Source organism: Actinomadura barringtoniae (genome assembly GCF_017573505.1).
Lineage (GTDB): Bacteria > Actinomycetota > Actinomycetes > Streptosporangiales > Streptosporangiaceae > Spirillospora > Spirillospora barringtoniae.
Genome location: NZ_JAGEOJ010000006.1, coordinates 289,934 through 314,927, shown reverse-complemented (window position 1 = coordinate 314,927; position 24,994 = coordinate 289,934). Strand labels below are relative to the sequence as shown.

23 protein-coding genes are annotated in these 24,994 nt (G+C 70.2%); 7 read left to right on the top strand and 16 right to left on the bottom strand.

What is annotated here, in order from left to right; translation table 11 throughout:
• Nucleotides 1-5: 5 nt before the first annotated feature.
• Both J4573_RS16775 and J4573_RS16770 read right to left on the bottom strand, forming a co-directional pair.
• Entirely contained in the window at nt 6-1,649 is a 1,644-nt protein-coding gene (locus J4573_RS16775; RefSeq protein ID WP_208256420.1) for a thiamine pyrophosphate-binding protein, read from the bottom strand.
• 7 nt (nt 1,650-1,656) lie between these two features.
• Nucleotides 1,657-2,484 (bottom strand): type 1 glutamine amidotransferase domain-containing protein, encoded by an 828-nt coding sequence (locus tag J4573_RS16770; RefSeq protein WP_208256419.1) that lies wholly within the window; start codon nt 2,482-2,484, stop codon nt 1,657-1,659.
• A gap of 241 nt (nt 2,485-2,725) precedes the next feature.
• On the opposite strand from J4573_RS16770, the gene J4573_RS16765 reads away from it, so the two are divergent.
• Nucleotides 2,726-4,363, top strand: a complete 1,638-nt coding sequence (locus tag J4573_RS16765) for an NAD(P)/FAD-dependent oxidoreductase (RefSeq protein WP_208256418.1) — start codon at nt 2,726-2,728, stop codon at nt 4,361-4,363.
• Nucleotides 4,364-4,391: 28 nt separating this feature from the next.
• On the opposite strand, the gene J4573_RS56100 is transcribed toward J4573_RS16765, so the two are convergent.
• The gene (locus J4573_RS56100; protein ID WP_208256417.1) at nt 4,392-4,937 is read right to left on the bottom strand and encodes a cupin domain-containing protein; all 546 of its coding nucleotides are present in this window, start codon (nt 4,935-4,937) and stop codon (nt 4,392-4,394) included.
• Nucleotides 4,938-5,123: 186 nt separating this feature from the next.
• On the opposite strand from J4573_RS56100, the gene J4573_RS16755 reads away from it, so the two are divergent.
• Entirely contained in the window at nt 5,124-6,743 is a 1,620-nt protein-coding gene (locus J4573_RS16755) for an FAD-binding oxidoreductase (protein WP_208256416.1), read from the top strand.
• Nucleotides 6,744-6,863: 120 nt separating this feature from the next.
• On the opposite strand, the gene J4573_RS16750 is transcribed toward J4573_RS16755, so the two are convergent.
• Both J4573_RS16750 and J4573_RS16745 read right to left on the bottom strand, forming a co-directional pair.
• A complete protein-coding gene (locus J4573_RS16750) occupies nt 6,864-8,120 on the bottom strand; it encodes a PP2C family protein-serine/threonine phosphatase (protein ID WP_208256415.1) in 1,257 nt (418 codons plus the stop codon).
• Nucleotides 8,121-8,155: 35 nt separating this feature from the next.
• On the bottom strand, nt 8,156-8,617 hold the full coding sequence (locus J4573_RS16745; protein ID WP_208256414.1) for a nuclear transport factor 2 family protein: 462 nt from the start codon (nt 8,615-8,617) through the stop codon (nt 8,156-8,158).
• 229 nt (nt 8,618-8,846) lie between these two features.
• Here J4573_RS16745 and J4573_RS16740 point away from each other — a divergent pair, with 229 nt between their 5' ends.
• From J4573_RS16740 to J4573_RS16730, 3 genes are read left to right on the top strand one after another with little or no spacing between them, the layout of a single operon-like run.
• The gene (locus J4573_RS16740; protein ID WP_208256413.1) at nt 8,847-9,218 is read left to right on the top strand and encodes a nuclear transport factor 2 family protein; all 372 of its coding nucleotides are present in this window, start codon (nt 8,847-8,849) and stop codon (nt 9,216-9,218) included.
• A 19-nt stretch (nt 9,219-9,237) separates the two neighbouring features.
• On the top strand, nt 9,238-10,821 hold the full coding sequence (locus J4573_RS16735; RefSeq protein WP_208256412.1) for a GMC family oxidoreductase: 1,584 nt from the start codon (nt 9,238-9,240) through the stop codon (nt 10,819-10,821).
• A 17-nt stretch (nt 10,822-10,838) separates the two neighbouring features.
• A complete protein-coding gene (locus J4573_RS16730) occupies nt 10,839-11,243 on the top strand; it encodes a VOC family protein (RefSeq protein WP_208256411.1) in 405 nt (134 codons plus the stop codon).
• A gap of 69 nt (nt 11,244-11,312) precedes the next feature.
• Here J4573_RS16730 and J4573_RS16725 read toward each other — a convergent pair whose 3' ends face one another.
• The 3 genes from J4573_RS16725 to J4573_RS16715 form a co-directional block, all read right to left on the bottom strand.
• On the bottom strand, nt 11,313-12,287 hold the full coding sequence (locus J4573_RS16725; protein WP_208256410.1) for an NADP-dependent oxidoreductase: 975 nt from the start codon (nt 12,285-12,287) through the stop codon (nt 11,313-11,315).
• 73 nt (nt 12,288-12,360) lie between these two features.
• Nucleotides 12,361-13,023, bottom strand: coding sequence for a nuclear transport factor 2 family protein (locus J4573_RS16720; RefSeq protein ID WP_208256409.1), 663 nt, complete (start codon nt 13,021-13,023; stop codon nt 12,361-12,363).
• A gap of 39 nt (nt 13,024-13,062) precedes the next feature.
• Nucleotides 13,063-13,503: a nuclear transport factor 2 family protein gene (locus tag J4573_RS16715; protein WP_208256408.1), complete on the bottom strand. Its 441-nt coding sequence runs from the start codon at nt 13,501-13,503 to the stop codon at nt 13,063-13,065.
• A 322-nt stretch (nt 13,504-13,825) separates the two neighbouring features.
• Between J4573_RS16715 and J4573_RS16710 the strand changes: the two genes are divergently transcribed.
• Nucleotides 13,826-15,400, top strand: a complete 1,575-nt coding sequence (locus J4573_RS16710) for an MFS transporter (RefSeq protein WP_208256407.1) — start codon at nt 13,826-13,828, stop codon at nt 15,398-15,400.
• A 138-nt stretch (nt 15,401-15,538) separates the two neighbouring features.
• Here the strand turns inward: J4573_RS16710 and J4573_RS16705 are convergent, their stop codons facing one another.
• The 3 genes from J4573_RS16705 to J4573_RS16695 all read right to left on the bottom strand — a co-directional run bounded on the left by J4573_RS16705 (nt 15,539) and on the right by J4573_RS16695 (nt 17,128).
• Entirely contained in the window at nt 15,539-15,892 is a 354-nt protein-coding gene (locus J4573_RS16705; RefSeq protein ID WP_208256406.1) for a Rieske (2Fe-2S) protein, read from the bottom strand.
• A 21-nt stretch (nt 15,893-15,913) separates the two neighbouring features.
• Nucleotides 15,914-16,570: a DUF2306 domain-containing protein gene (locus tag J4573_RS16700; RefSeq protein WP_208256405.1), complete on the bottom strand. Its 657-nt coding sequence runs from the start codon at nt 16,568-16,570 to the stop codon at nt 15,914-15,916.
• Between the two features lie 111 nt (nt 16,571-16,681).
• On the bottom strand, nt 16,682-17,128 hold the full coding sequence (locus J4573_RS16695; protein ID WP_208256404.1) for a hypothetical protein: 447 nt from the start codon (nt 17,126-17,128) through the stop codon (nt 16,682-16,684).
• 332 nt (nt 17,129-17,460) lie between these two features.
• Between J4573_RS16695 and mdlC the strand changes: the two genes are divergently transcribed.
• Nucleotides 17,461-19,110, top strand: a complete 1,650-nt coding sequence (mdlC, locus tag J4573_RS16690; protein WP_208256403.1) for a benzoylformate decarboxylase — start codon at nt 17,461-17,463, stop codon at nt 19,108-19,110.
• A gap of 195 nt (nt 19,111-19,305) precedes the next feature.
• On the opposite strand, the gene J4573_RS16685 is transcribed toward mdlC, so the two are convergent.
• From J4573_RS16685 to J4573_RS16665, 5 genes are all read right to left on the bottom strand, one after another.
• A complete protein-coding gene (locus J4573_RS16685; RefSeq protein ID WP_208256402.1) occupies nt 19,306-20,391 on the bottom strand; it encodes an aldo/keto reductase in 1,086 nt (361 codons plus the stop codon).
• Entirely contained in the window at nt 20,391-21,293 is a 903-nt protein-coding gene (locus tag J4573_RS16680) for a TIGR03621 family F420-dependent LLM class oxidoreductase (RefSeq protein ID WP_243773106.1), read from the bottom strand. Before J4573_RS16680 ends, J4573_RS16685 begins: the two co-directional genes overlap by 1 nt.
• Nucleotides 21,294-21,455: 162 nt before the next feature.
• Nucleotides 21,456-21,821: a hypothetical protein gene (locus tag J4573_RS16675; RefSeq protein WP_208256400.1), complete on the bottom strand. Its 366-nt coding sequence runs from the start codon at nt 21,819-21,821 to the stop codon at nt 21,456-21,458.
• 164 nt (nt 21,822-21,985) lie between these two features.
• Nucleotides 21,986-23,329 (bottom strand): FAD-dependent oxidoreductase, encoded by a 1,344-nt coding sequence (locus J4573_RS16670; RefSeq protein ID WP_208256399.1) that lies wholly within the window; start codon nt 23,327-23,329, stop codon nt 21,986-21,988.
• Between the two features lie 74 nt (nt 23,330-23,403).
• Nucleotides 23,404-24,894: an amino acid permease gene (locus J4573_RS16665; protein WP_208256398.1), complete on the bottom strand. Its 1,491-nt coding sequence runs from the start codon at nt 24,892-24,894 to the stop codon at nt 23,404-23,406.
• Nucleotides 24,895-24,994: the final 100 nt, after the last annotated feature.

Below are 24,994 nucleotides of genomic sequence, written 5' to 3'. Positions count from 1 at the left end.
CTGGCTCACTCGGTGACGAGGTCGATGAGGAACGGTGCGCGGGCCGCCAGCATGCGGCGGACCGCGTCCTGCACCTGGGCCGGCTTGTCCACCCGCAGCGCCTCGACGCCGAGGCTGCGGGCGAGGGCGGCGAAGTCGATCTCGGGGTGGGACAGGTCGAAGCCGTCCGGCGGCTCGTGCCGGTCGATGCCCCGCTCGTGCCAGTACTGCTCGATGTTCAGGTCGAGCAGCTTGTAGCGGTGGTTGTTGCAGATGACGAACTTGGCGGCGACGCCGTAGCGGGCGGCGGTCCAGAGCGCCTGCGGCGTGTACATGCTGCCGCCGTCGCCCGCGAAGCCGACCACTTCGGCGTCCGGCCGTGCGAACTTGGCGCCGATCGCGCCCGGGAGGCCGATGCCGAGCGAGCCGCCGCGGGTCTGGAAGAACTGGCCCGTACGCCGCGGCGGGATCTGCCGCAGCAGCGGCGGGGAGCAGGTCAGCGCCTCCTCGAAGACGATCAGCGACTCCGGCGCGTGCTCGCCGAGCTCGGCGGCGAAGTGCTCGATCAACCGGCCGTCCGGCCCGGGCTCAGGGCGCGTCCACTCGGCGCTGTCGCCGTAGCGGCTCGGCGCGGGAACGCGCCGCCCGCGGCCCGAGATCCGGTCGGCCAGCGCGCGCAGCGTCGGCTTGGGATCAGCGACGAGCGCGACGTCCACCGGGAAGTTCTTGGCGATCTCGTAGTCGTCCAGGTCGATGTGCACGATGCGCGAGCCCTGGCGGAACGGGCTGTCGCGCAGCGGGAAGACCTCGGGGAACACGGCGGTCCCGACGATCAGGACCGCGTCCGCGTCGCCGACGATCCGGGCACTGACCTCGCCGAACATGTGGCCGGTCTCGCCCCGGTACAGCGGGTGGGTGGTGTCCATGTTGAGCTCGGAGGAGTTCACGCCCCACACCGGCGCGCCGAGCAGTTCGGCCACCCGGGCCAACTCGGCCTGCGCGCCCGACACCGAGACGCCGTCGCCCATGAGCACGATCGGGTTCTCGGCGTCGCGCAGCAGCGCGGCCGCGCGGGTCAGCTCGGCCGGAACGGGCAGTACCGCGCGGCTCGGCAGCGTCGACGGAACGGCAGGCTCGGCGGTGTCGTCGTCCAGCACGTCCATCGGCAGCGCGACGAACACCGGCCCGCGCGGCGGGGTCATCGCCGTCTTCACCGCCCGCCGCAGCACGCGCAGCACCGAGTCGGGGTGGGTGACCCTGGTGGCCCACTTGGTGACCGGGCGCGCCATGCCGACCAGGTCCGCCGCCATCTGCCCGTCCATGGCGTCGTAGCGGACGCCCGCGTCGCCGGCGATCACGACGAGCGGCGAGTGGCCGCGCATGGCCTGGTAGAGCATGCCCACGCCGTTGCCCAGCCCCACCCCGGTGTGGAGCTGGACGAGGGCGGGACCGCCGCTCGCGCGGGCGTACCCGTCGGCGATGCCGACCGCCACGGCCTCCTGCAGCGCCAGGACGTACTCCATCCCGGTGGCGTTCCGCAGCTCGTCCAGGAACCCCTGCTCCACGGTTCCAGGGTTGCCGAACATCCGGGTGAAGCCGTCGGCGGCGAACTGCTCGAAGATGGCCTGCTTGCCGGGTCTGGGGGCGCCGTTCGTGGGCGTGGCGTTCACAGGAGCCTCACCAGCCGTACCGGCGCAGACCCGACTCCAGCGCCTCGACCGTCTTCTCGCCGGCCAGGAAGGAGTCGGGGGTGGAGCGCGCGGTGATGAACGGGTGGTCGACGATCACCGAGGTCTCCTTGCCGACGTTGCCGTGGTAGCGGCCGTCGGGCCCGGTGGCGTCGCGCAGGATGTACTCCAGCGGGTACGGCGGCGGGCCCATGTTGAAGTCGACGCCCACGAAGCCGGTGCCGTCCTTGTAGTCGTACTCCTTGCAGTGCCCGGTGACGTGCTTGCCCCAGATGATGCTGGCGCGGTCCTCCCAGTCGCGGGCGAAGGCCAGGCAGGCGACTCCGTAGCACTCGGCGGTGACCGGCTTGCCCGTGCGGGCGAACGCCAGGATCAGCTCGTGCAGCCGCTCGTTGTTGGCCAGGTCCACGATGGGCCCGCTGCCGCCCACGATGACCAGGGCGTCGTAGGTCGCGACGACCGTCTCGTCCAGCCTGGCGATCTCGCGGTAGTAGGCCTCCGCCTTGCGCAGGAAGTCGGGCGCGCTGTTGTAGGGCCGCTCGGGGACCAGGTCCGCGATGCTGATCGGATCGTCCAGGCGGTCGCTCTCGTCCAGTTCCCTGGCGCGCAGGGCCACCTCGGGGGTGGTCACCGAGCGGCCGAGCGGCGGGTCGACGTACGCCGGGTCGAGGCTGGGCGGCAGCGCGACCGGCCGCTTCCCGCTCGGGGTCGCGAAGTGGGTCTCATATCCCTGGCGGTCGAACGCGGTCACGGGACCGAGGAGTTCCTCGCCCCAGTAGCCGTACTCGGAAAGGACGACAAGAATCTTCCGTGCCATTACTGATGCCCCTTTCCGTCCTGTATAGGCCGGTCTAAGAAAGTCAAACCATCGGCCGTGGACGGCGGCAAGGATCGGCCGCCTGTGTGCGCGTACTTCGACAGGTCCGAATTGGTGGAACGGATGTGCGTGGCCCACTACGTCAACTCCCGATGCCCATCGGCGTGAACGTGTGGCACAGTGCGACAGATCACCCCCCACCGGCGCGATTTCGCGTGCGCGTGAGAAAGGGGCGAGGGCCATGCCTGCGCTCTACCGCCCGGTCGTGCTGGCCGTGGACGACGATCCCCAGGTGCTGCGCGCCGTCCGGCGCGATCTGAACCGCGCCTACCGGGACCGCTACCGGGTGCTCGCCTCGACGTCACCGGACGAGGCGCTGCGGCTCATGGACGAGCTGAAGGAGCGGGCCGAGGAGCCGGCTCTGTTCCTGGTCGACCAGCGGATGCCCGGGATGACGGGCGTCGAGCTGCTCAAGGAGTCGCTCACCCGCTTCCCGTCCGCCCGCCGCGTGCTGCTCACCGCCTACGCCGACACCCAGGTGGCGATCGACGCCATCAACGCGGTGCGGCTCGACTACTACCTGGTCAAGCCGTGGGAGCCGCCGGAGGAACGGCTCTACCCGGTACTGGACGGCCTGCTGGAGGACTGGCGTCTCACGCATCGGCCCCCGTACGACGGAATCCAGATCGTCGGGCAGCGATTCGCGCCCGCGACCCACCGGCTGCGCGACTTCCTCACCCGGCACCAGCAGCCGTTCCGGTTCGTCGACGCAGAGGCGGACGCCGACCCGTTGACGCTGCCGACGGTCGTGCTGCCGGACGGCACCCGGCTGTCGCGGCCAGGCCCGGCCGAGCTGGCCGAGGTGCTGCGGCTGAGCGGGGAGAGCGAGCGGCAGCCGTACTACGACGTGGTGATCGTGGGCGGCGGGCCCGCCGGGTTGGCCGCCGCCGTCTACAGCTCGTCCGAGGGCCTGTCGACGCTGCTGCTGGACGAGTACGCGCCGGGCGGGCAGGCCGGGATGTCCAGCCGGATCGAGAACTACCTGGGGTTTCCCGGCGGCCTCTCGGGCTCGGAGCTCACCCACCGCGCGGTCGCGCAGGCGCGCCGCTTCGGGGCGGCGCTGCTGTCCCCGGTGTCGGCGGTGTCGCTGCGCCGGGCGGGCCGCGCCAGGGCGATCGCCCTCAGCGACGGCCGCGAGGTGATCGCCGGTGCCGTGCTGGTCGCGACCGGCCTGTCCTACCGCCGCCTGGACGCCGAGGGCGCGGCCGCCTTCGAGGGCGCCGGGATCTACTACGGCGCGGCCGTCGCCGAGACCAGCACCTGCGCCGGGCGGCACGTGTGGATCGTCGGCGGCGGCAACTCGGCGGGACAGGCGGCGCTGCACCTGGCCCGCCATGCCAAGCAGGTCACGGTGCTGGTCCGGGCGGGCTCGCTGGGCGAGACGATGTCGCACTACCTGGTCGAGGAGATCGAGGCCGCGGAGAACATCGACGTGTGCTCGGGCACCGGCCTGGTCGCGGTGGAGGGCGACGGGCGGCTGCGGCGGATCAAGCTCCGGGACCTGGCCACCGGTGAGGTGACCGTGGCGGATGCCGAGTTCGTGTTCGTCTTCATCGGCGCCTCCCCGCGTACCGACTGGCTGGGTGACGCGGTACGCCGGGACCGGCACGGCTTCATCCTGACCGGGCCTGACCTCGGCCCGGCGCCCGGGCTGCCCGGCTGGGACCTGCCCCGCGAGCCGCTCCTGCTGGAGACGAGCGTGCCGGGGGTGTTCGCCGCGGGCGACGTCCGCGCAGGCTCGATGAAGCGCATCGCCGCGGGTGTGGGGGAGGGCGCGATGGCCACCGCCCTCATCCACCGCTACCGCGCCGGCAGTTGAGTCGTGCCGTGTCAGTCGATGCGCGGCGTCAGGGGACGCGGTCGGCGCCGAGCAGGACGAAGAGCAGGAGCACGTCCCGGTCCGTGCGGTTGTGCCACGCGTGCCGGGTGCCCCGCTGAACGAGGCAGGAACCGGTGGTCAGCCGCGTCTCCGAGCCGTCGTCGAGCGTCAGCCACATCTCGCCGTCCAGGACCAGGCACCAGTCGACGGTGTCGGTCAGGTGCAGGCCATGGGCGTCGCCGATCGCGCTGAACGAGCCGGGCAGGCGCTTCTCGGCTTCGGCGGCCAGCGCCTGCGGGTCGCCTTCCGGCGGCGGGGTCGTGTCCGGTGGCCAGCGCACCAGCACCAGCCGGGTGCCGCCGCGCTCGGGGAAGTACGGGTCGAACGCCGGCTCATCGGCGCCGGTCTCGGAGCCGACGACCGGGACGCCGTCGACGCCCCAGAGCAGGGTGAACTCCGTGCCGGGCAGGGCGGCCACCGAGATCGGCGCGACCGGTTCGTCCGAGACGATCACCGACGTGCCGTTCCGCAGCCCGGTCACCACCCGGCGGACGACAGAAAGTTGAAGGGTCACCCGGCGGACGTTAACCAGCACATGCTTTCAGCTGAAGAGCGCTGCAGAAGCTGGCCTCCATTACGTGCATTCAACGTAATGAGACGGACTTAACTAATTGAGGTTCGGTGCGTTCCAATGGCCTTCCGAGGCGCCTTTTCGCCGCCATACACTCCTCAAGTCCACGACCGGAACTGAGGAGGTTCCATGTCTGGAACAACCCGCCGAGGCTTTCTGGGGCTCGGCGCGGCAGCGACCCTTTCGATCCCGTACGCCGGCCCCGCCGCCCTGGCCAGGGCGGCGGTCTCGGCGGGGCCCGGCGCCGCGACGGTGGGGCCGGACGACCCCCGCTACGGCGACCTCGTCCGGGGCAACAACTACCGGTTCGTGGGCTCGCCCGACTACGTCCGCGTGATCGACTCCGCCGGCCAGATCGAGGAGGCCGTGCAGCGGGCCCTGCGGTCGAAGAAGCGGCTCGCGGTCCGCGGCGGCGGCCACTGCATCGAGGGGTTCGTGACCGACCCCGAGGTCAAGGTGGTCCTGGATCTGTCGCAGTACGACGACATCTCGTTCGACGCCGAACGCGGCGCCATCGCCGTACAGGCGGGCGCGACCCTCGGCAAGGTCTACGACACGCTCTACAAACGATGGGACACCACCGTGCCGGGCGGGATCTGCCCGCAGGTCGGCGTGGGCGGGCACTTCAGCGGCGGCGGCTACGGGGCTCTGTCGCGGCGCTTCGGCCTGGTCGCCGACCACGTGGTGGCGGTCGAGGTCGTGGTGGTCGACGAGAAGGGGACGCCGCGCACGGTGGTCGCGACCTCCTCGCCGTCCTCGCGCGACCATGACCTGTGGTGGGCCCACACCGGCGGGGGCGGCGGCAACTTCGGCGTCATCAGCCGCTACTGGCTCCGCTCGCCGGGCGTCTCGGCGGCTGCGGGCGCCTCGGCGGACCCGCGGGCGCTGCTGCCCAGGCCGCCGAAGTCGCTGCTGATCCACCGGGTCATGTGGCCGTGGAACGACCTGGACGAGGCCGCCCACAGCAGGATCGTCAACAACTACATCCGCTGGCACGAGACCAACAGCGCGCCCGGATCGGCGGCCACCCGGCTGTTCGCCACGCTGTGGCTGATGCACGTGAAGGCGGGCAACCTGACGCTGACCGCGCAGATCGACGAGACGCAGGGCAACGCCGAGTCGCTGCTCGCCGACTTCCTCGCCGCGGTCAACGAAGGCGTGAGCGTCAAGCCCACCCCGTTGCTGCACAGGTCGCTGCCCTGGGGGGTCGGCTGGAAGTACCTGAGCATCCCCGGCTACGGGGCGAGCCTGGGCCTGCGTACGAAGGAGAAGTCGTCCTACGTGCGGCGCACCTACACCGACGCGCAGCTCGCCACGATCCACAAGTACCTGACGCAGGCGGACTTCAACGGCGGCGGCGCCGGCATCCTGCTGGCGAGCTACGGCGGCCAGATCAACGCGACCGATCCGGCGGCCCGTGCGGTGCCGCAGCGGGACTCGGTCATCAAGGCCCAGTACGCGGTCTCCTGGAACGACGCCTCCGAAGACGCGGCGCAGCTGGGCTGGGTGCGCGGCCTCTACCGAGAGCTCTTCTCCACCACCGGCGGCGTTCCGGTCTCCAACGAACGCGCGGACGGCGCGTACATCAACTATCCCGACATCGACCTCGCCGACCCGGCCTGGAACACCTCCGGAGTCCCCTGGTCGCAGCTCTACTACAAGGCGAACTACCGCCGCCTCCAGCAGGTGAAGCGGGCGTACGACCCGCTCGACACCTTCCACCACGCGCTGTCCATCCGCCCGGCGTAGACAGGGGGCCAGTTCAGGTCCGGTTAGACCAGGACCGGCTGGAGCGGGTGATCCGAACTAGGGTCCCGGGTCACCCGCTCCAGCCGGTTCGCTGTGTGCGTGGATTCGTGCGATGCGGATTCAGTCTTTCCAGTGCAGGGCCAGCATGGTGATGTCGTCCCACTGGTCGGCCGTGCCCATGTGGTGCTGGAGCGAGGCGTCGGCGCCGGTGAGGAGCTCCTCCGCCGAACTGCCGGGCGCGGTCACCACCTCGATCATGCGGTCGGTGCCGAACATCTCGCCCGCGGTGTCGCGGGCCTCCACGACACCGTCGGTGTAGGCGAACAGGGTGTCGCCCGGCTCCATCGTGGTGTGCGCGAGCATGAATTCGCTGTCGGGGACCATGCCCACGGCGGGCCCGGTCGGCTGCAGCATGATGTGCCCGCCGCGCTTGCGCAGCAGGAGCGGCGGGTTGTGGCCTCCGTTGATGTAGAGCAGCGTGCCGGACTCGGGGTCGAGGACGCCGAAGAACATCGTGGCGAAGTAGCCCTGCCGGAGGTGGTTGCGGGCCAGGTACTGGTTGGTTCCGACCACGGCCTGGACCAGCGGCTGCGCCGCCACCGACAGCGTCGGGGAGGCGGCCAGGTCGTTCCCGGCGGCGAGGATGTCTCCCGCCGTGAGGCTGCGGGCCGCGGCCTCCATGTCGCCGATGAACAGGCTCTGGCGCCCGGTGTGCTCGGCGGTGTGCCGTACGAGGGTACGGATCAGCGCCATGAACAGCGCCGCGCCGACGCCCTTGTCGCAGACGTCGGCGACCACGAAGGCCAGCCGCCGCCCGTCCAGCAGCTCGAAGACGTCGTAGAAGTCGCCGCCGACCGACTGGGCCGGCTCGAACCTGGCGGCGACCTCCCAGCCGGGCGGCGCCGGCAGCTCCTCCGGCAGGAACCCGGCCTGGATCTCGTGCGCGATGCTCAGTTCACGCTCGTACTCGCGCAGGCTCGCCGCGGCCGTCATCTCCTCGACGGTCGAGGCGAGCTCCCGGCGTTCCCAGCACGAGCTCACCCGGGTGCGCATCAGGCTCGGCAGGTAGGGCGGCACCACGTAGTCGAAGCCCGCCCGTACGCACGCCTCGAGCGCGGCCAGGTCGCCGTCGGAGAACACGACGGTCGTGGGCGGCTCGCCGGTGCTCTCGAACCGCTGGCTGACCCGCGCGAGCTGGCGCAGCCCGACCGAGGCCGCGATGAGCAGCAGGTCGGGCTGGAACCGCGGCTCGCGGCGGGCCGCCAGCTCGATGGGGGTGCAGTGGGCGACCTCGATGCCGTCGGAGCTGAGCGCGTGGCCCACCTCGTCCGCCGCCCCGCCGGTCTCACCGACGATCAGCGCCCGGGTGCCGGGCATCCGGACCTCCCTTCACGGTGATCCTCGCGGCGGCGCTAGAACAGCTCAGGGGTGTCTCCCTGCGGGACCAGGTTGTTGACGGTGTACGAGCGGATCCTGGGCCGTCCGTCGGCGCCGATGGACACCTGCCAGCTCTGGTCCGACTCGTACTCCAGGCGGGCGCTCCGCGGCTCGGGCGGGTTCCACACGCTGGTCTGCCAGTTGACGACGACGTGCACGTCGGCGGCGGCCTCGCCGGTGACGTCACCGGCGAACCGGACGTCGGCGCGGTCGACGCGGTGGGCCTCGTCGAAGAAGCGGTTGGTCACCGTGTCGTACCACTGCTTCAGGCCGTCGACCGTGCTCACGGTCGTCTCCGGGAAGACGAAGCGGATGCCGTCCTCGTCCAGGTACCGCACGACCTCGGCGTAGGGAACGTGCCGGTCCAGTGCGACATACCAGTCCGCGACGAATTGCTGAATCTGCTCGACGGTGGTTTCCGAAACACTGCTAGTCATGCGGAAATTGAACCTCCGGGTGCGTTCGGCCGCCAGCCGTCGAGGGGCATCAGCGGCCACTTCCTGTTGTGCTCACGTGCACTCCGTCAAGTTCATTCAAGTGTGAACACGGAACTGCTGAAGTACGCCCGGTCTCGCTTCCTCTTCTTGTTCTTGAACGCGTCGGGCGCGTTCACTGATATTCGGCGGGCCATGCCGTCGGGCGGACCCCTCTACCCTCGGAGGAACTGTGGAAATCAGATCCGTTGTGTCGCGCTACTACGAACTGGCCAACGCCGGTGACTGGGACGCCTGGACCGACTTGTTCGCGCCGGATCAGGTCATGGACGAGCAACTGGCGGGCCATGTCGAAGGCCGGGAGAAGCTCCGCGAGATGATGCGCGGCTTCCCCGGAATGTACGCGGCGTTCCAGAACTCCCCGAAGACGGTGGTGGTCGAGGGCGACGAGGCCGCGGTCATCTCGCACATTTCCGCGGAGACCGTCAAGGGCGTTCCGATCGAGGCCGACGTGGTCAATTACTTCCGCGTCGTGGACGGCGAGATCGTCTACATGGCCAACTACCACGACACCGTCCCGTTCGCGCCGCTCGCGGCGTCCTGACCGGCGGCCGGTGAGGGGCATGGAGGAGTTCGACTACATCGTCATCGGTGCCGGGACGGCGGGCTCGGTCATCGCCAACCGGCTCAGCGAGGACCCCGGCGCACGGGTCCTGGTGCTGGAGGCCGGCGGCAACTGGATCCCCGCCGCCGTCGACACCGCGCCGCTGTGGTTCACGTTGCTCGGCTCGCCCATCGACTGGGGCTACCAGAGCGTTCCGCAGCCCGGCCTCGGCGGCCGCGTCACCTACGAGCCGCGCGGGAAGGCGCCCGGCGGCACCAGCAACCTCTACATCATGATGCACGTCCGGGGGCATCCCTCCGACTTCGACAACTGGGCCTACCAGGGCGCGGCGGGCTGGTCGTACCAGGACCTGCTCCCGTATTTCACCAAGCTGGAGGCCCAGGAGGACCCGAGCGGTCCCGGCACCGGCACCGGCGGGCCGCAGACCGTGACGAACGCGCGCGACCACGGCCCGAACCCGATGTCGCGGACGTTCATCGACGCCTGCGCCGAGCTCGGCTACCCGAAGGTCGACGACTTCAACGGCCCGTCGATGATCGGCGCGGGCTGGCACCACCTGGACGTGAAGGACGGCACGCGGCAGGGCGCCCTGGTCTCCTACCTGGAGCCCGCGCTGGGCCGCCCCAACCTGACGCTGCGGACCGACGCGCAGGTGATGCGGCTGGTCTTCGAGGGGGACCGGTGCGTCGGCGTCCAGTACCAGCAGGGCGACGGCGGCGCTGCCGTACGTCCCGACGGGGAAGGCCGCGCCGTGCCCGCCGACGACGTGGTCGAGCCGGGGATGCGGACGCTCCGCGCGGCCCGCGAGGTCATCCTGTGCGCGGGCGCGATCGAGTCGCCGCGGCTCCTGCAGCTGTCGGGGATCGGCGACGCCGACCGGCTCCGCGAGTTCGGCATCCCGCTCGTGGCCCAGGTGCCCGGGGTGGGGGAGAACTTCCACAACCATGTCCTGGCCGGCCTGATCGCCGAGACCGTGGACCCGGTCGAGCAGGGCCGTCAGAACCTGTCGGAGTCGGCACTGTTCACCACCTCGCAGCCGGGGATGGTCGCGCCGGACCTGCAGATCGCGTTCGTGCACGTGCCGTTCGACATCATCGTCGGGCAGCAGCACCCGAACGCGGTCAGCATCCTGCCGGGCGTCGTCCGCCCGCAGTCGCGCGGCTGGGTCAGGCTGGCGAGCGCCGACCCGTTCGCCGCCCCGCTGGTCAACCCGAACTACCTCGCGGACCGTTCCGATCTCGAACGGCTCGTCGCCGCCGTCAAGCTGTCCCGGGAGATCTTCGCCGCCCCCTCGTTCCGGAGCGTGCTGAGGGGCGAGCTGATGCCGGGACCCGACGTGACGACCGATGCCGATCTCGAACGGTTCGTGCGCGAGCGCGCCGACAGCTACCACCACCAGGTCGGCTCGTGCCGGATGGGGATCGACGACCTGGCCGTGGTCGACCCCCTGCTGCGCGTGCGCGGCGTGACGGGCGTCCGGGTCGTGGACGCCAGCGTCCTGCCGAGCGTGCCGTCCGGCAACTGTCACACGGCCATCACCGCGGTCGCCGAACGGGCCGCGGATCTGATCAAGCGGACCTGATCAAGGAGTGGACGACGATGGAGCTGCGCTGGTCGCACGTCGGGTTGAACTGCCAGGACCCCGCCGTCACCGAGGACTTCTATCGCACGTGGTTCGGCTTCGAGCGCGCGCGTGCGGTGCCGATCGGCGACGGCGACCAGATCGTGTTCCTGCGGCGGGACGGTGTGTACCTCGAACTGTTCAGCTCGACCGCCCGGGCGCTGGAGGGCGTGGAGAACGACGGGCCGCAGCAGCCCGGCGTGGCCAGGCACCTGGCGTTCCAGACCGACGACCTTGAGGCGTTCCTGGACAAGGTCGGCGACGAGGTCCCGCGATCGCTCGGCCCGCTGACCTTCGACGACGTCATCCCCGGCTGGCGGACCGTGTGGTTCACCGACCCGGACGGCGTGGTCGTCGAGGTGAGCGAGGGCTACCACGACTAGGAGACCCGACCGGGGAAACAGGCCGGTGGCGCGGGCTGGAAGGCCCGCGCCACCGCTTGTGCGTTCTGCCTAGTTGCCGGCGTCCTGGATTCGGACGACCGTCTTGCCGCGTGCTCCGCCCGCCTTGCTGCGGGCGAGCGCGCCGGCGGCCGCGTCCAGCGGGACCCGCTCCTGGACCGGGACGACGACCCGGCCCGCGGAGATCTCCTCGGTGATGCGCCCCAGCAGGTCCGCCTTGCCGTCCATGAGGACGTAGTTGGACGTGCTGACGACGGAGTGCCGGGGCGGCTCGGCGGGCGCGCCGGAGTTCACCGACATGGCGGTGCCGCCGACCCGTACGCCCGCCAGACATGCGTCGAACACGGACCGGTCACCCACCAGGTCGAGCAGCGCGTCCACGCCGTCCGGGCGGGCGGCGCGCGCCCGCGCCACGATCTCGTCGGGCGCGTAGCCGGCCGTCTCGGCCGCGCCGAGCCCGGTGATCCACGCCCGCGCGTCCGGCCGGGCCGTCGCGATGACGTGCGCGCCGAGCCCGGCGGCCAGCTGCACGGCGAAGCTGCCGATGCCGCCGGTCGCGCCGACGATCACGATCGCCTGCCCGGCCTTCAGCCCGAGGGCGTCCAGCGCGCCGAGCGCGGTCATCGCCGCGGTCGGCACCGCCGCCGCGTCCGCGACGCTGATCCCGGCGGGCGCCGGCGCGATCACGCTGGTCGGCGACTCCTCGGGGACCACCGCGTACTCGGCGAACGAGCCCTGCGAGCCGACCGGGACGACGAAGAACTGCCCGTAGACGGCGTCGCCCGGCGAGAAGCGCCGCACGCCCTCGCCGACCGCCTCGACCCGGCCCGCGCCGTCGGCACCGAGCACGAGCGGGTAGGTGTGCGGGAGCACCTCGGTGAGCGCACCCTCGGCGATCTTCCAGTCCATCGGGTTGACCGACGCCGCCTCCAGCCTCACCAGGACCTCGCCCGGGCCCGGACGGGGCCGGGGGAGGTCCAGCAGCCGCGGCGAGTCGCCCGTCCTGCTCACTGCCAGTGCGCGCATTTCCACGCTCCTTTCCGACTGGAAAGTCTGGGCACCGGGCCGAAAGGCGCCGGTACCCAGACTCGTCGGCCGGTTACGACCAGAAGGCGTCGTATTCGGCGGTGCCGTTACCGAAAATCGCGCCGCGTCCCTCGACGACGCGTCCCTCGTTCCACTTCAGAACGTGGGCGACGTCGATTTCGAGGCGCCGCGACTCGTCGCCTGCCCGGTGCCCGGTGTTGTGACTGAGGTCGACGCTGGTGTCCCCGCCGATGACGGCCGGGTCGCCGCCGGTGAAGACGGCCGTGAAGTCCATGTTGAAGGAATTGCCGGAGAGTTCGCCGACGGTCGCCATGAAGTCCATGAACTCGTCCCGGCCCTTCTTCATGCCGGAGATCGGGTTGTCGCCGGGCACGAGCCAGGTCATGTCCTCGTGCCAGTACTGCTCGACCTGGTCCTGGTCGCCGCCGGCCAGGGCGGCGTAGGCGGCGCGGACCCGTTCCTCGTTCAGCCGCGTGCGGTGGTGGTGCTCGATCTGCGCGCGGCCGTCGGCGACGGTGTTCTCGTCCGGCATGACGTCGCCGAACGAGGAGAAGTACCACGCCCCGGGCTTCATCTCCTCGACCATCGAGTAGATCCAGGGGCGGCTCACCTCGCCCATGATGTTCAGGAGGGCGTCGGACAGGCCGCGGCTGATCTCCTCGCGCAGGGCCCGGTCCGTGAAGCCCTCGATGACGGTGGTACGGATGACTGGCATGTGTGTGCTCCTAGTGATCGGGCGGCGGCGAGGCGGGCCTCAGGCGCCCAGCCGCGCGGGGATGGGAGCGAGGCCGAAGACCTCCCAGAAGAAGTTGTCGGCGGCGTACTGGTCGCTCATGTAGACCTGGACCTCGGCGATCCGGCCGTCGCGGATCCGGTAGTGCGTGCAGTTCAGCGCGTCCAGGACGGCGTCGCCGCGCTGGCCCTGGCCGCGGTGCACCTCGACCACGGTGTCGTCGCCGAAGGTGTCGACCCCGATCAGGTCGACCTTGATGTCGGCCTCGCCGAGCTTGCCGAAGAACGCCAGAACCTCGTCAGGACCGTTCTTCACGCCGCCGAGCGGGTGCCGGCCGGGGAGCCGCCAGACCAGGTCCGAGGAGAAGACCTCCTCCTTGATGGTCTGCAGGTCCCCCCGGTTGAAGCACTCGTACATCCGCTCGACCAGCGCCATGTTCTCTTTCCGGACATCGTCGGCCATGGCTTGTGTTCCTCTCACTAGCCGTTTCTGATGCCAACTTCGTGACCGCGGCGATATGCGTTCGGCCGCTGTTTTACGACTACGCCATATAGGCGGACAAGAGGCAACAAATCGCCATGCGGAGCGGCAGGCTACGTGAGGTTCGCGGAGCGGTAATCAAATGAGTTGACGGGGTCTTTCGACGACTTGACGTAGTGCGCCCCGGATACCGGTACAGCATTGCGCGGCCGGTTATGCGGCATTGGACTTGTATTCAGTCCGGGCCGGCGTCTGCACCCCCGGGAGCCGAAGGATTCCCCCTGCATCCGATTGGACCATGTCCATGACAGACTCAACCGTCACTTCTTCAGCGCATGCCCGGTCCGCGGACCGGCAGAGCGCACAGACACCGCTGCTGGCGCTGCTGGTGATCGTGATGGCCCAGCTGATGGTGGTGCTCGACGCGACGATCGTCACCACCGCGCTTCCACGCATCCAGCAAGCGCTCGACTTCAGCGGGACCGGCCTGCAATGGGCGGTCACCGGCTACTCGATCACGTTCGGCGGGCTGATGCTGCTCGGCGGCCGCGCCGGCGACCTGCTCGGCCGCAAGCGGGTGTTCATCGCGGGCCTGCTGCTGTTCAGCGTCGCCTCGCTGGTCGGCGGGCTCGCGCAGACCTCCGAGACGCTGATCGCCACGCGCGCGGTGCAGGGCGCCGGCGCGGCGATGATCGCGCCGACCGCGCTGGCACTGATCAGCACCACGTTCGCGCCGGGCCCGCAGCTGAACCGGGCGATGGGCGTCTACGCCGCCGCCTCGGGCAGCGGCGCGGCGGTCGGCGTGCTCGTCGGCGGGCTGCTCACCACCTACGCCTCCTGGCGCTGGGTGATGTTCGTGAACGTCCCGATCGGCCTGATCACCGCGCTGCTCGCGCCCCGCGTGCTGCCCGAGACCCCGCGCAACCGGGGCCGCTTCGACCTGCCCGGGGCGGTCACCGGCACGCTCGGCGTGGCCGCCCTGGTGTACGGGCTGACCAGCGCCGCCACCGACCAGAACGGCGTGAACCACTGGGGCGACACCCGCGTACTGGTCTCCCTCGTCGCCGCCGCGGCTCTGCTCGCCGCGTTCGTCGTGGTCGAGCTGCGGTCGGCGCAGCCGCTGCTGCCGATCCGCATCCTGCTGCACTGCACCCGCGGCGGCACCTACCTGGCCCTGCTGTGCCTGGTCACGGGCGCGTCCGGGGTGTTCTTCTTCATGACGCTGTTCCTGCAGAACGTGCTGGGCTACACCCCGATCCAGTCCGGGCTGGCCTTCCTGCCGTACGCCGTCCTCACGGTCGGGGTGTCGGAGGTCGTCTCCCGGATCGTCGGGCGGACCGGCCCGCGCGTGCTGATGCTCGCGGGCGGCGTGCTCACGTTCATCGGCACGCTCTGGTACGCCCAGATCGACGAGAGCTCCACCTACGTCAACGGCATCCTCGGGCCGATGGTGCTGACCGCCGTCGGCTTCGGGGTGATCTTCGTTCCGATGACGCTCACCGGCACCTCCGACGTCGACCCCGAGGACGCGGGCGTCGCCGCCAGCCTCCTCAACACCAGCCAGCAGATCGGCATCGCGATCGGCCTGGCCACGCTGGGCTCGGTCGTCTGGTCGGTGGTCGCCAACAGCGTCCGCAACCAGGTCGCTGCGGCCGGCGCCGCGGCGCCGACCAAGGCGATGACCGACCACGCGCTCACGGTCGGCTTCCAGCGGGGCTTCATCGTCGCGGCGGGCATCACGGTGCTCGCGATCGTGTCGATCCTCGCCCTCGTCCGTTCCCCCAGCGCGAACGCCGGGGAGGACGGCTCGACCCAGGGCAGCTGCCCCGGCTTCCACCTCCCCGGCCACCACCGCGCGCGCCAGGGGACCGAGAGCTGACCCTCCCGCACCGTGCGGCCGCCGCCACGGCACCCAGCCGTGACGGCGGCCGCACGACCATGTCCAGGAGGCGTGCAGGTGAGGGCACGAAGGAGGACCGCCGGGCGCTGGGCGCCCGGCGGTCCTCGTGTGGTGAGGTCAGCGGCCGGTCGTGTCCTCCAGCAGCAGCCAGACCGAGCCGTCACGGACCTCTACGCCGTAGGAGCGGAGGTCCTCGGTGGCCGGGCCCTCCTCCAACTCGCCGTTGAGCAGGCAGAACCGGGAGCCGTGCCAGGGGCAGACGACCTCGCCGTCCTCGATGTAGCCCTCGGCGAGCGAGGCGCCGACGTGGGTACAGGCGTCGTCCAGGGCGTAGAACTCGCCGCCGTCGTTGAAGACCGATATGGCGCCGGTGCCGGTCTCCTCGGGCGGGACCCGCACGGCCTCACCGTCGGAGAGCTCGGCGACCGTGCACACCCGGACGGCCTGGGTGGTCTGTTGCATGCCTTCCATCTGGATCTCCTGTTCGGTTCGTCACGCGTTCGCGGTGGCGTGCGCGGGGCGCTGGGGCGGCCGGCCGCCGGAGCGCCGGTGGTGGCGCGGGCGCAGCACGAACCACTCGGCGACGAGCAGGTGCGTGATGATGGCGGTCCACGCGGCGGCCCCGTACACCTCGAGCGGCGACAGCGGGGGACTGTCGGGCATGAACGTCCTCATGAACCACTCGATCGGCTCGTTGATGACGCGCATGCTCACGATCGCCGTGGTCATGGCGATGTTGCGGACCATCCAGCGGTGGTGGTCCTCGTAGCGGTGCTGGAGCGTCGCCCGCAGGCCCGCCACGCCGCTGCCGAGCCACAGCAGGGCCAGCACGAAGAGCGCGAAGCCCGCCACTCTGGAGAAGGAGAGCATCGCGTTCGGAATGGCGAGCAGGCCGGCGGGAAAGACGCCGAGGAAGAAGTAGAAGCGCCCGGTGATCCGGTGCACCTTCGGATGGTTGTTGCGCAGCCACTGCCATACCTGCATCCAGGCCGTGGCCACCGCGACGCCGCCCAGGTTCACGTGCAGCGCGAAGAGCAGGAAATGGTAGCGCGTGTCCCGGATCGAGGCGCTCACGTAGTCGGGGTCGAACCTGATGTAGTGGTACCAGGCGTAGCCGGAGAAATAGAGACAGTAACCGGCCAGGGGCACGATCCACAGGGACCGCCACCACCCTGGCCGGTTTCTCTTTCTTGGTGCGTCGTCACGAACGGCGGATGTGCTTTTGGTCGTGGTCATTCATCAACCTCCCCGAGGGCTCTCCTAGAGCGACGCGGAGCCGGGCATCGGCGTCAGGCCGTTGATGCTGTAGGTCTTGATCCTGGCTCCCGTTCCGTCGGCGCCGGGAACGACGACCCAGGTCTGCTTCACGTCGAAGCCGATCCACTGGCTCGTCGGCCCGGACGGGTCGCGCGTGCGCGCCTGCCAGTTGACGTCGATGTCGACCGACACCTCCTCGCCCCTCTCGTCGCCGTCGGCGTCGGTGGCGAGGCCCGTGATGGTCTGCCGCTGGTCGAAGAACCTGGTCGTCGCCATTCCGTACCAGTCGGCGAATCCCGAGCTTCCGCGCAGCACGCCTTCGGGCAGGCGCATCTCGAATTCGTCGTCGTCACTGAGGAACCGCGTGACCTCCTCTAGTGGTGCGTGGCGGTCCAGCGCCTCGAACCATTCGTTCGCGAGCGTTCTGATGGTCGAATCACTGAGCGGCATGGCAGTGTCACCTCCCGGCAGCGCCGCATTTCCTGGATGGTGTCGGCGCATCGTCGGCCGTTTGATTGCACGGTAATGCGACCGCTGCGGAACTGTGAAGGATGCGGGAACGCGACCGGCGCATTCTGGCAAGTCCTCGTGAGCGGCGGCGAACGGCTTTCATCATGATCAGCGACCTGTCGCAGTCATCACCGCGACTTGCCCGAGTGCGCGTCGTGAAGCGGGCGGACATTGACCCCGGCGCCCGCATTTTCTGAGCTGGAACAAGCATCGGAAACCGTGACGTCTGATGGCGGCACCGCGACTCTGAACCTGAAGGAGAGTGCTTACCGATGACGACACCCACGGCGGGCGACGGGACCGTTCGCGCCGCCACCATGCAGCTGCTGCGCGAGCTCGGCATGACGACCGTCTTCAGCAACCCCAGCCTCACCGAGATGAAGCTGTTCGAGAACTGGCCCGACGACATCCGCTTCGTGATGGGCCTGCAGGAGGCGACCGTCGTCGCGATGGCCGACGGCTACGCGCAGGCGACCGGCGTCTCGCCGCTGGTCATCGTGAACGGCGGCGCGGGCCTGGGGAACGCGATGGGGTCGGTCTACAACGCCTCCGGCGCGCACACCCCGATGGTGATCATCGGTGGTCAGCAGGGCCGGCGGATGATGCTGGGCGAGCCGTTCCTGAAGGCGCGCGACGCGACGCTGCTGCCGCAGCCGTACGTGAAGTGGACCGGCGAGCCCGCGCGGCCGCAGGACGTGCCTGAGCTGCTGCTGAAGGCGTTCCACATCGCCAACCAGGCCCCGAAGGGCCCGGTCTTCGTCTCCATCCCCGAGGACGACTGGGTGCGGCCCGCCGCCGAGGTGCCGGTCGTTCCCCGCAGGGTCCGCAACGCCGTCAGCCCCGACCAGGAGGCGCTGACCGAGCTGGCGGCGGCGCTCAACGCGGCCGAACGGCCCGCGCTGGTCGCCGGGCCCGCCGTCGAGACCCAGGGCGCGCGGCAGGACCTGGTCGCGCTGGCCGAACGGCTGAACGCCACGGTCTACGGCAGCCCCGCCTGGCCGCGCGCCAGCTTCCCCGAGACGCACCCGCGCTTCGGCCGCCACCTGCCGCCGATCCCGGCGATGATCAGCGAGATCCTCAGCGGGCACGACGTCGTCGCGGTGCTCGGCGGGCCCGCGTTCACGCTGATCACCTCGATGGACCTGTTCGCGACGCACCCCGCCGACCTGGACTCCAAGGTCGTCTGGGACGCGCTCCCCGAGGGCACCACGATCCTGCACGTGACCGACGACCCCGAGCAGGCCTCGTGGTCGATCGCCTCGACCACCTACGTGTGCCCGCCCGGCGCGGCGGTCCGCGGGCTCGTCCCGCTGATCGAGCCCAGGGGAGAGGCCGCCGAGCCGGTGGCCCGCGAGGAGATCCCCGTTCCGGAGGCGACCGAGCCGCTCACCCAGGCCTACCTGTTCCACACGCTGGCGCAGGAGCTTCCGCCGGACGCCGCCGTGTTCGAGGAGCTGCCGATCGACCGGACGTACTTCCACGAGCAGATCCACCTGGGCCCGGGCAACGACTACTTCGCCTCCACCACCGGCGCGCTGGGCTTCCCGTTCGCCGGCGCGGTGGGTTACGCGATGGCCAGGCCCGACCGGCGCACCGTGGCGGTCGTCGGCGAGGGATCGGCCCAGTACACGCTGCACGCGCTGTGGACGGCCGCCAAGCACAACCTGCCCGTCACGTTCGTCATCCCCGACAACGCCGGCTACGTCTCGCTCAAGATCAGCATCATGGAGCAGGAGAAGTGGCGGAGCGGCTGGGACCTGACCGGCGTTGACACCGCCGCGATCGCGCAGGGCTTCGGCTGCCCGGCCGAACGCGTCGAGACCGCGAGCCAGCTGCAGGAGGCGCTCAAGCGCTCCTTCACCGTCGACGGCCCCGTCCTGCTGGACGTGATGATCGCCGGTCCCGAGGGGATCCATCTCTGACCGCAACAGCCTGGTACCCGGCCCACGTACCAGGGAGCGCGTCCGCGGCCGCCGCCGCGGGCGCGCTGTGCTGTTCATGGGGGAGCTGTGCTGTGCGCTTGTTTCGGGCGGTGCTCGTACGAATGCTTGTGCGCATACGAAAGCTGCCGCGCGACGGGAGGAGTCGCGCGGCAGCGTTGTGACTGGGGAACGGGGTCAGAGGGCGTCGTTCGGGACCCGGCGAACGGTGGTGCGGCGGTCGTCGACCTGGCGCCACTGCTCGCCGTAGATGGCCTCGGTGTTGAAGCTCAGGCGCAGGAAGTCGTGCGGGAACCCGAGCGGGATCCGGCTGACCTCGTCCAGGCGGGCCAGGTGCTCGTCCGCCAGGGTGATCTCGGCGCTGCCCAGGCAGTCGCGCAGCTGGGCCTCGCTGGTGGCGCCGATCAGGGGGATCACGGTGCCGGGCCGGGTGCGCAGCCAGGCCAGCGCGACCTGGGCGGGGCTCCAGCCACCGTCGCGCGCGACCTTGAGCACCTCGTGCACGATGTCGTCGCTGCCGGTCTGGGTCTGCGGCCACATTCCGGGCGTGAGCCGCCCGGTCTCGCCGCTCCCGTTGCCATGACCGCTCCCGTTGCCGTTCAGGTACTTGCCGGTGAGGCGGCCCTCGGCGAGCGGACCGAACGCCAGTACCGGCAGGTCGAAGCCGCGTGCCATCGGCAGCAGGTCGCGTTCGGGGCTGCGGTCCAGGAGGTTGTAGCGGATCTGCAGCCCGGCGAACGGCGACCAGCCGCGCAGGTCCGCCAGCGTGTTGGCCTGCGCGACCTCCCAGGCCGGCCAGTCCGAGACGCCGACGTACAGCAGCTTGCCGGCGCGGACCTGGTCGTCGAGCGCGCGCATGACTTCGGGGATCGGGGTGAGGGTGTCGCGGGCGTGCACCCACAGCACGTCGATGTGGTCGGTGCGGAGCCTGCGCAGGCTCCGCTCCAGCGAGCAGACCAGGTTCTTGCGGTGGTTGCCGGCGGAGTTGATGTCGCCGGGCCGGGTCTGCAGCGTGTACTTGGTCGAGACGATGAACCGGTCCCGGCGGCCCTCCAGCAGTTCGCCCAGAATCGATTCGGCGCTGCCGTTGGTGTAGTTGTTGGCCGTGTCGACGAGATTGCCGCCGGCCTCGGCGTAAACGTCGAGCAGGCGCGCGCACGTTTCCTTGGACGCGCCCCATCCCCAGTCCTCGCCGAACGTCATCGTGCCCAAGGCGATTTCGGAAACGCGCACCCCGGTCTTTCCGAGCAGCGTGTACCGCATCAGCGCAAAGCCTCGATCACCGGGACGAAGGAATCGCTGAACAGGCCGTTGACGGTCAGATGCGTGAAGCCGAACCGCTCCCGGTTGGCGCGCACGTTCTCGGCGATCTGGTCGACGGTCCCGATGAGCACGAACGGCGTCTCCAGGATGTCGTCGACGCTCAGATCGAGCCCGAACTGCGCCTTGACCTGTTCCGCGCCTGCGCGGCGGTCGCCGGTCACGACCACGGCCGCGACGAGGATGTTCCACTCGATCCGGTCGACGCGGTCACCGGCGTGCTCGCGTACGAAGCGCACCCGGTCGTCGGCGTCGGCGGCGGTGCCGATCTGCAGCGTGCCGGGCGGCCGCCCCTTCACCTGGAACAGGCCGGTGATGCCGACGATGTCGGCGTGCTCGGCGGCCAGCCGCATCATCCGGTCGCCCGTACCGCCGACGAGCAGCGGCGGGCCGTAGCCGCCGAAGCCCTGGCGCTGGACCGGCGCGATGTCTGGCAGGCCCATGTTCTCGCGCAGCGGGCGGCGCGCCTCATAGCCCTCGCCGCCGAACAGCTTCTCCATCACGGTGAGGGTCTCGGTGAGGCGGTCGACCCGCTTGCCGAACGGCTCGAACCCGATGCTCGCCTCGTCGAACTCCCACTTGGAGTAGCCGGCGCCGATGCCGACCTCCAGCCGGCCGCCGGTGAGCAGGTCGGTGGTGGCCACCTCGCGGGCGAGCAGGTGCGGGTTCCAGAACGCCGAGTTGAGCACCAGCGTGCCCACCCGGAGCCGTTCGGTCGCCGCCGCGGCGGCGACCAGGGCCGGGAACGGCGCGACCTCCCCGAGATGGTCGGGCGCGTAGACGGCGTCGAACCCTTGTCGTTCCGCCTCGCGGCACTTTTCTTTGAAGACGTCGCCGTCCTTCAAACTGATACCGAAGAGATTCAAGGAAAATCGGAACTCGGACATACTCGACAACGTCTCTCCGGGCCCGTGAGCGGGTCAACCGGGCGCCGCCGGAGAAAACGAACTTCGTTAAGACGAATGCCCTTTATCGTCGAGTGGGGTTTTGGGGGACGGGCCGTCGGTTCAGACGCCTTCGGCGGCGACCAGCTGCCAGAAATGCGTGATCGAGGCGGCGGGGGTGCCGAGGTCGCGGCCCGAGTAGGTCCACAGGCCGCTGAGGCGCCAGGGACGGCCCGCGCCGTCCTGGACGAAGACCTGGAGCGGGAAGCACGCGTCGTGGGCACGGATCACCCCGGCGGGGTCGACGGCGGCCTTCATCTCGGGCTCGCCCTCACACCGCACCCCCATCACGCACGTGCCCGTGTCCTGGCGCAGCAGGCCCTGCGTCAGGTCGTACACGAGTACGGAAACGTAGTCCGGGCCGAGCCACCTCAGGTCGGGCAGCGCGCCGGGCGGGGGGAATCCGTACAGCTCTGGACCACCGGTCACACGCGCACCGTAGCGCCCCGATCACACTCGCGTCACTGTTTCCCTCACGGCATGTCTTCGCAGGCCGGAGCTTTGCCGTGATTGGCCCGGATGGTCGTGCGATTCGGAAGGGGTTGGGTCGGAACGCCGACTCTTCGGTGGTTCGAGGGGCTACCGAGCGGTGTTCAAGAGGGCCGGATGGCGTTCCGCATGGCCTCCCAGTGAGCCAGTTTCACGCGTTCGCCACGGTTGAGGGAACGAGCCAGGGCGATCTCCGCGGCGTCCAGGTTGAGCCAGTCGGAGTAGGTCACCACCGGCAGCCCACGCGATTCCAGCAGCTCCTCGATCGTGCGTGAGGGGCGCTCGCGGTCGTCCTTGAGGTCGGCGAGGAGGTTCTTGACGGTCTCGGCCGCGTCGGACTTGTTGGTGCCGACCACGCCGGTCGGGCCGCGCTTGATCCAGCCGGCGACGTACTCGCGGAGGACCTGCGTGCCGTCGGAGTCGAGGATCCGGCCGCCCTCGTTCGGCACCACGTGGTAGCGCTCGTCGAACGGGACGCCGTCGAGCGGGACGCTCTGGTAACCGACCGAGCGCAGCACCATGCCGACCGGGAGCGTCTCGTACTCCCCGGTGCCGGCCACCCGGCCGCTGTCGTCCAGCCGCGTCCGCTCGAGCTTCAGGCCCTCGACCTGGGCGGTGCCGAGGATTTCCTCGGGGGCCAGCCAGAAGCGCACGTCGATGCGGCGCGGCGCCGCGGCGGGCTCACCGGTCCAGCCGTTCAGCACCTTGACGTTGCCGCGCACGTGCCGGTCGTTCTCGGCGACCGTCGCGCTGGCGGGGTCCAGGTCCATGTCCTGCGGCAGGACGTGGATGGAGGCGTTCGGGAGCTCGCCGAGCTCGCGGGCCTCCTTGGTGGTGAACTTGGCCTGCGCCGGGCCGCGCCGCCCGATCATGTGGATGCGCTCCACCCGGCTCTGCGCCAGCTTCTCCAGCACCTGCTCGGGAACGTCGGTGTCGCGGAGCTCCTCGGGCGTCTTGGCCAGGATCCGGACGACGTCGACGGCGACGTTGCCGACGCCGATGACCGCGACCTCGCGTGCCGTCAGGTCGAAGTCGTGGTGGGCGGCGTCGGGGTGGCCGCAGTACCAGTTGACGAAGTCGGTGGCGGCGACGCTGCCCGGCAGGTTCTCGCCCGGGATGCCGAGCTGGCGGTCGACCATCGCGCCGGTGGAGTAGATGACGGCGTCATAGCACTCCAGGAGGTCGGCGCGGCTCAGGTCGCGGCCGAGCTCCATCTCGCCGAAGAACCGGACCCCCGCGCCCTCCAGCACGCGCTGCAGGTAACGGGCGATCGACTTGATCGACTTGTGGTCGGGCGCGACCCCGTAGCGCACCAGCCCGTACGGCGTCGGCAGCCGGTCGAAGACGTCGACCTGCACGTCGCCGTCGGTCTGCTTCACCAGGGCTTCGGCGGCGTACAGCCCGGCCGGGCCGGAACCGATCACTGCAACCTGCGGAGGAGTCGCCATGCGCGCCATTCTGCCTACACGGCGTCCAAAAGGACACCGTGAGGACGATCACCCGCCGGTGCGAATCGTGCTTCTCAGCTCTTGACCTGCTGCGCCTCGGTCGCCCGCGCGACGCGGCTGTGCCGGGCGCCGTACGCGAAGTAGATCACCACGCCGATCACCATCCAGGCGAAGAACCGCAGCCACGTCTCCACCGGCAGGTTGATCATCACGAACAGGCAGGCGAGCACGGACAGGATCGGGATCACCGGCACCCACGGCGTCCGGAACGCGCGGGGCAGCTCCGGGCGGGTGCGGCGCAGGATCACCACGCCGATCGACACCACCACGAACGCGAACAGCGTGCCGATGTTGACCAGCTCGGCCAGCTTGGACAGCGGGATGAAGCCCGCCAGCGCGGCCACGATCGTGCCCATGATGATCGTCGAGCGGTACGGGGTGCCGAAGCGCGGGTGCACGGCCGACAGCCAGGACGGCAGCAGCCCGTCGCGGCCCATCGCGAAGAAGACCCGGCTCTGGCCGAGCAGCAGGATCAGCACGACGCTGGTGAGGCCGACGACGGCGCCGATGCTGATGATGGTGGCGAACGACGAATGGCCGTTGGCCTTGAAGGCGTCGGCGAGCGGTGCCTCGTCACTGAGCTTGGTGTAGTTCTGCATGCCGACGACCACCAGCGAGACCGCGGCGTACAGGATGGCCGTGACGGCCAGGGATCCGATCAGGCCGATCGGCATGTCGCGCTGCGGGCGCTTGGCCTCTTCCGCCGCGGTCGCGACGATGTCGAACCCGATGTAGGCGAAGAAGACCAGCGCGACGGCGGCGAAGATGCCGAGCCAGCCGAAGCTCACCGGCGTGATGCCGAAGAGCACCTGCATGAGCGGTGCCTGCATCCCGCTGACCGAGTCGTTGGAGACGGACTTGGGGATGAACGGGCTGTAGTTGTCGGCCTTGACGAAGAACAGGCCGGCGATGATCACCAGCAGCACGATGGCGATCTTGACCCCGACGATGACCGCGTTCACCCGCGAAGTGATCTTGATGCCGCCGACCAGCAGCGCGGTCACGGCCAGCACCAGCAGGATCGCCGGGATGTTGATCGAGCCGCCCTCGCCGGGCGGATTGCTGATCGACGCCGGGATCGTGATCCCGATGTCGTCCAGCAGCGAGACCGCGTACCCCGACCAGCCGACCGCGACCACCGCCGCGCCGAGCGCCAGCTCCAGGATCAGGTCCCAGCCGATGATCCAGGCGGGGAACTCGCCGAGCGTGGCATAGGAGAAGGTGTAGGCCGATCCGGCGACCGGCACGGTCGAGGCGAACTCGGCGTAGCAGAGCGCCGCGAGCCCGCAGACGACGGCCGCCAGCACGAACGAGATCGCCACCGCGGGCCCGGCCTTGTCCTTGGCGACCTGCCCGGTCAGCACGAAGATGCCCGTACCGACGATCACACCGACACCGAACACCGTCAGGTCCAGCGCCGACAATCGTCGTCGTAGCTGGTGGCCGGGTTCCTCGGTGTCCCGGATCGACTGCTCGACGGACTTCGTGCGGAACAGGCTCGCCACGGTTCAGGCACTCCCTCGTGCGCGGGTGACACGACGGCCAGATCATCGCCGTTTTCGCACGGTCGAAACACCAGTGTGTCGGTCTCGTCACGCAATGCAC

Coding starts and splice junctions, on each gene's coding strand:
- J4573_RS16730 (WP_208256411.1), top strand. CDS start 10,839: ATGGAGCTGCGCTGGTCGCACGTCGGGTTGAACTGCCAGGACCCCGCC.
- J4573_RS16710 (WP_208256407.1), top strand. CDS start 13,826: ATGACAGACTCAACCGTCACTTCTTCAGCGCATGCCCGGTCCGCGGAC.
- J4573_RS16745 (WP_208256414.1), bottom strand. CDS start 8,617: ATGACTAGCAGTGTTTCGGAAACCACCGTCGAGCAGATTCAGCAATTC.
- J4573_RS16695 (WP_208256404.1), bottom strand. CDS start 17,128: ATGCCGCTCAGTGATTCGACCATCAGAACGCTCGCGAACGAATGGTTC.
- J4573_RS16720 (WP_208256409.1), bottom strand. CDS start 13,023: ATGCCAGTCATCCGTACCACCGTCATCGAGGGCTTCACGGACCGGGCC.
- J4573_RS16770 (WP_208256419.1), bottom strand. CDS start 2,484: ATGGCACGGAAGATTCTTGTCGTCCTTTCCGAGTACGGCTACTGGGGC.
- J4573_RS16715 (WP_208256408.1), bottom strand. CDS start 13,503: ATGGCCGACGATGTCCGGAAAGAGAACATGGCGCTGGTCGAGCGGATG.
- J4573_RS16765 (WP_208256418.1), top strand. CDS start 2,726: ATGCCTGCGCTCTACCGCCCGGTCGTGCTGGCCGTGGACGACGATCCC.
- J4573_RS16670 (WP_208256399.1), bottom strand. CDS start 23,329: ATGGCGACTCCTCCGCAGGTTGCAGTGATCGGTTCCGGCCCGGCCGGG.
- mdlC (WP_208256403.1), top strand. CDS start 17,461: ATGACGACACCCACGGCGGGCGACGGGACCGTTCGCGCCGCCACCATG.
- J4573_RS16750 (WP_208256415.1), bottom strand. CDS start 8,120: ATGCCCGGCACCCGGGCGCTGATCGTCGGTGAGACCGGCGGGGCGGCG.
- J4573_RS16735 (WP_208256412.1), top strand. CDS start 9,238: ATGGAGGAGTTCGACTACATCGTCATCGGTGCCGGGACGGCGGGCTCG.
- J4573_RS16705 (WP_208256406.1), bottom strand. CDS start 15,892: ATGGAAGGCATGCAACAGACCACCCAGGCCGTCCGGGTGTGCACGGTC.
- J4573_RS16755 (WP_208256416.1), top strand. CDS start 5,124: ATGTCTGGAACAACCCGCCGAGGCTTTCTGGGGCTCGGCGCGGCAGCG.
- J4573_RS16685 (WP_208256402.1), bottom strand. CDS start 20,391: ATGCGGTACACGCTGCTCGGAAAGACCGGGGTGCGCGTTTCCGAAATC.
- J4573_RS16725 (WP_208256410.1), bottom strand. CDS start 12,287: ATGCGCGCACTGGCAGTGAGCAGGACGGGCGACTCGCCGCGGCTGCTG.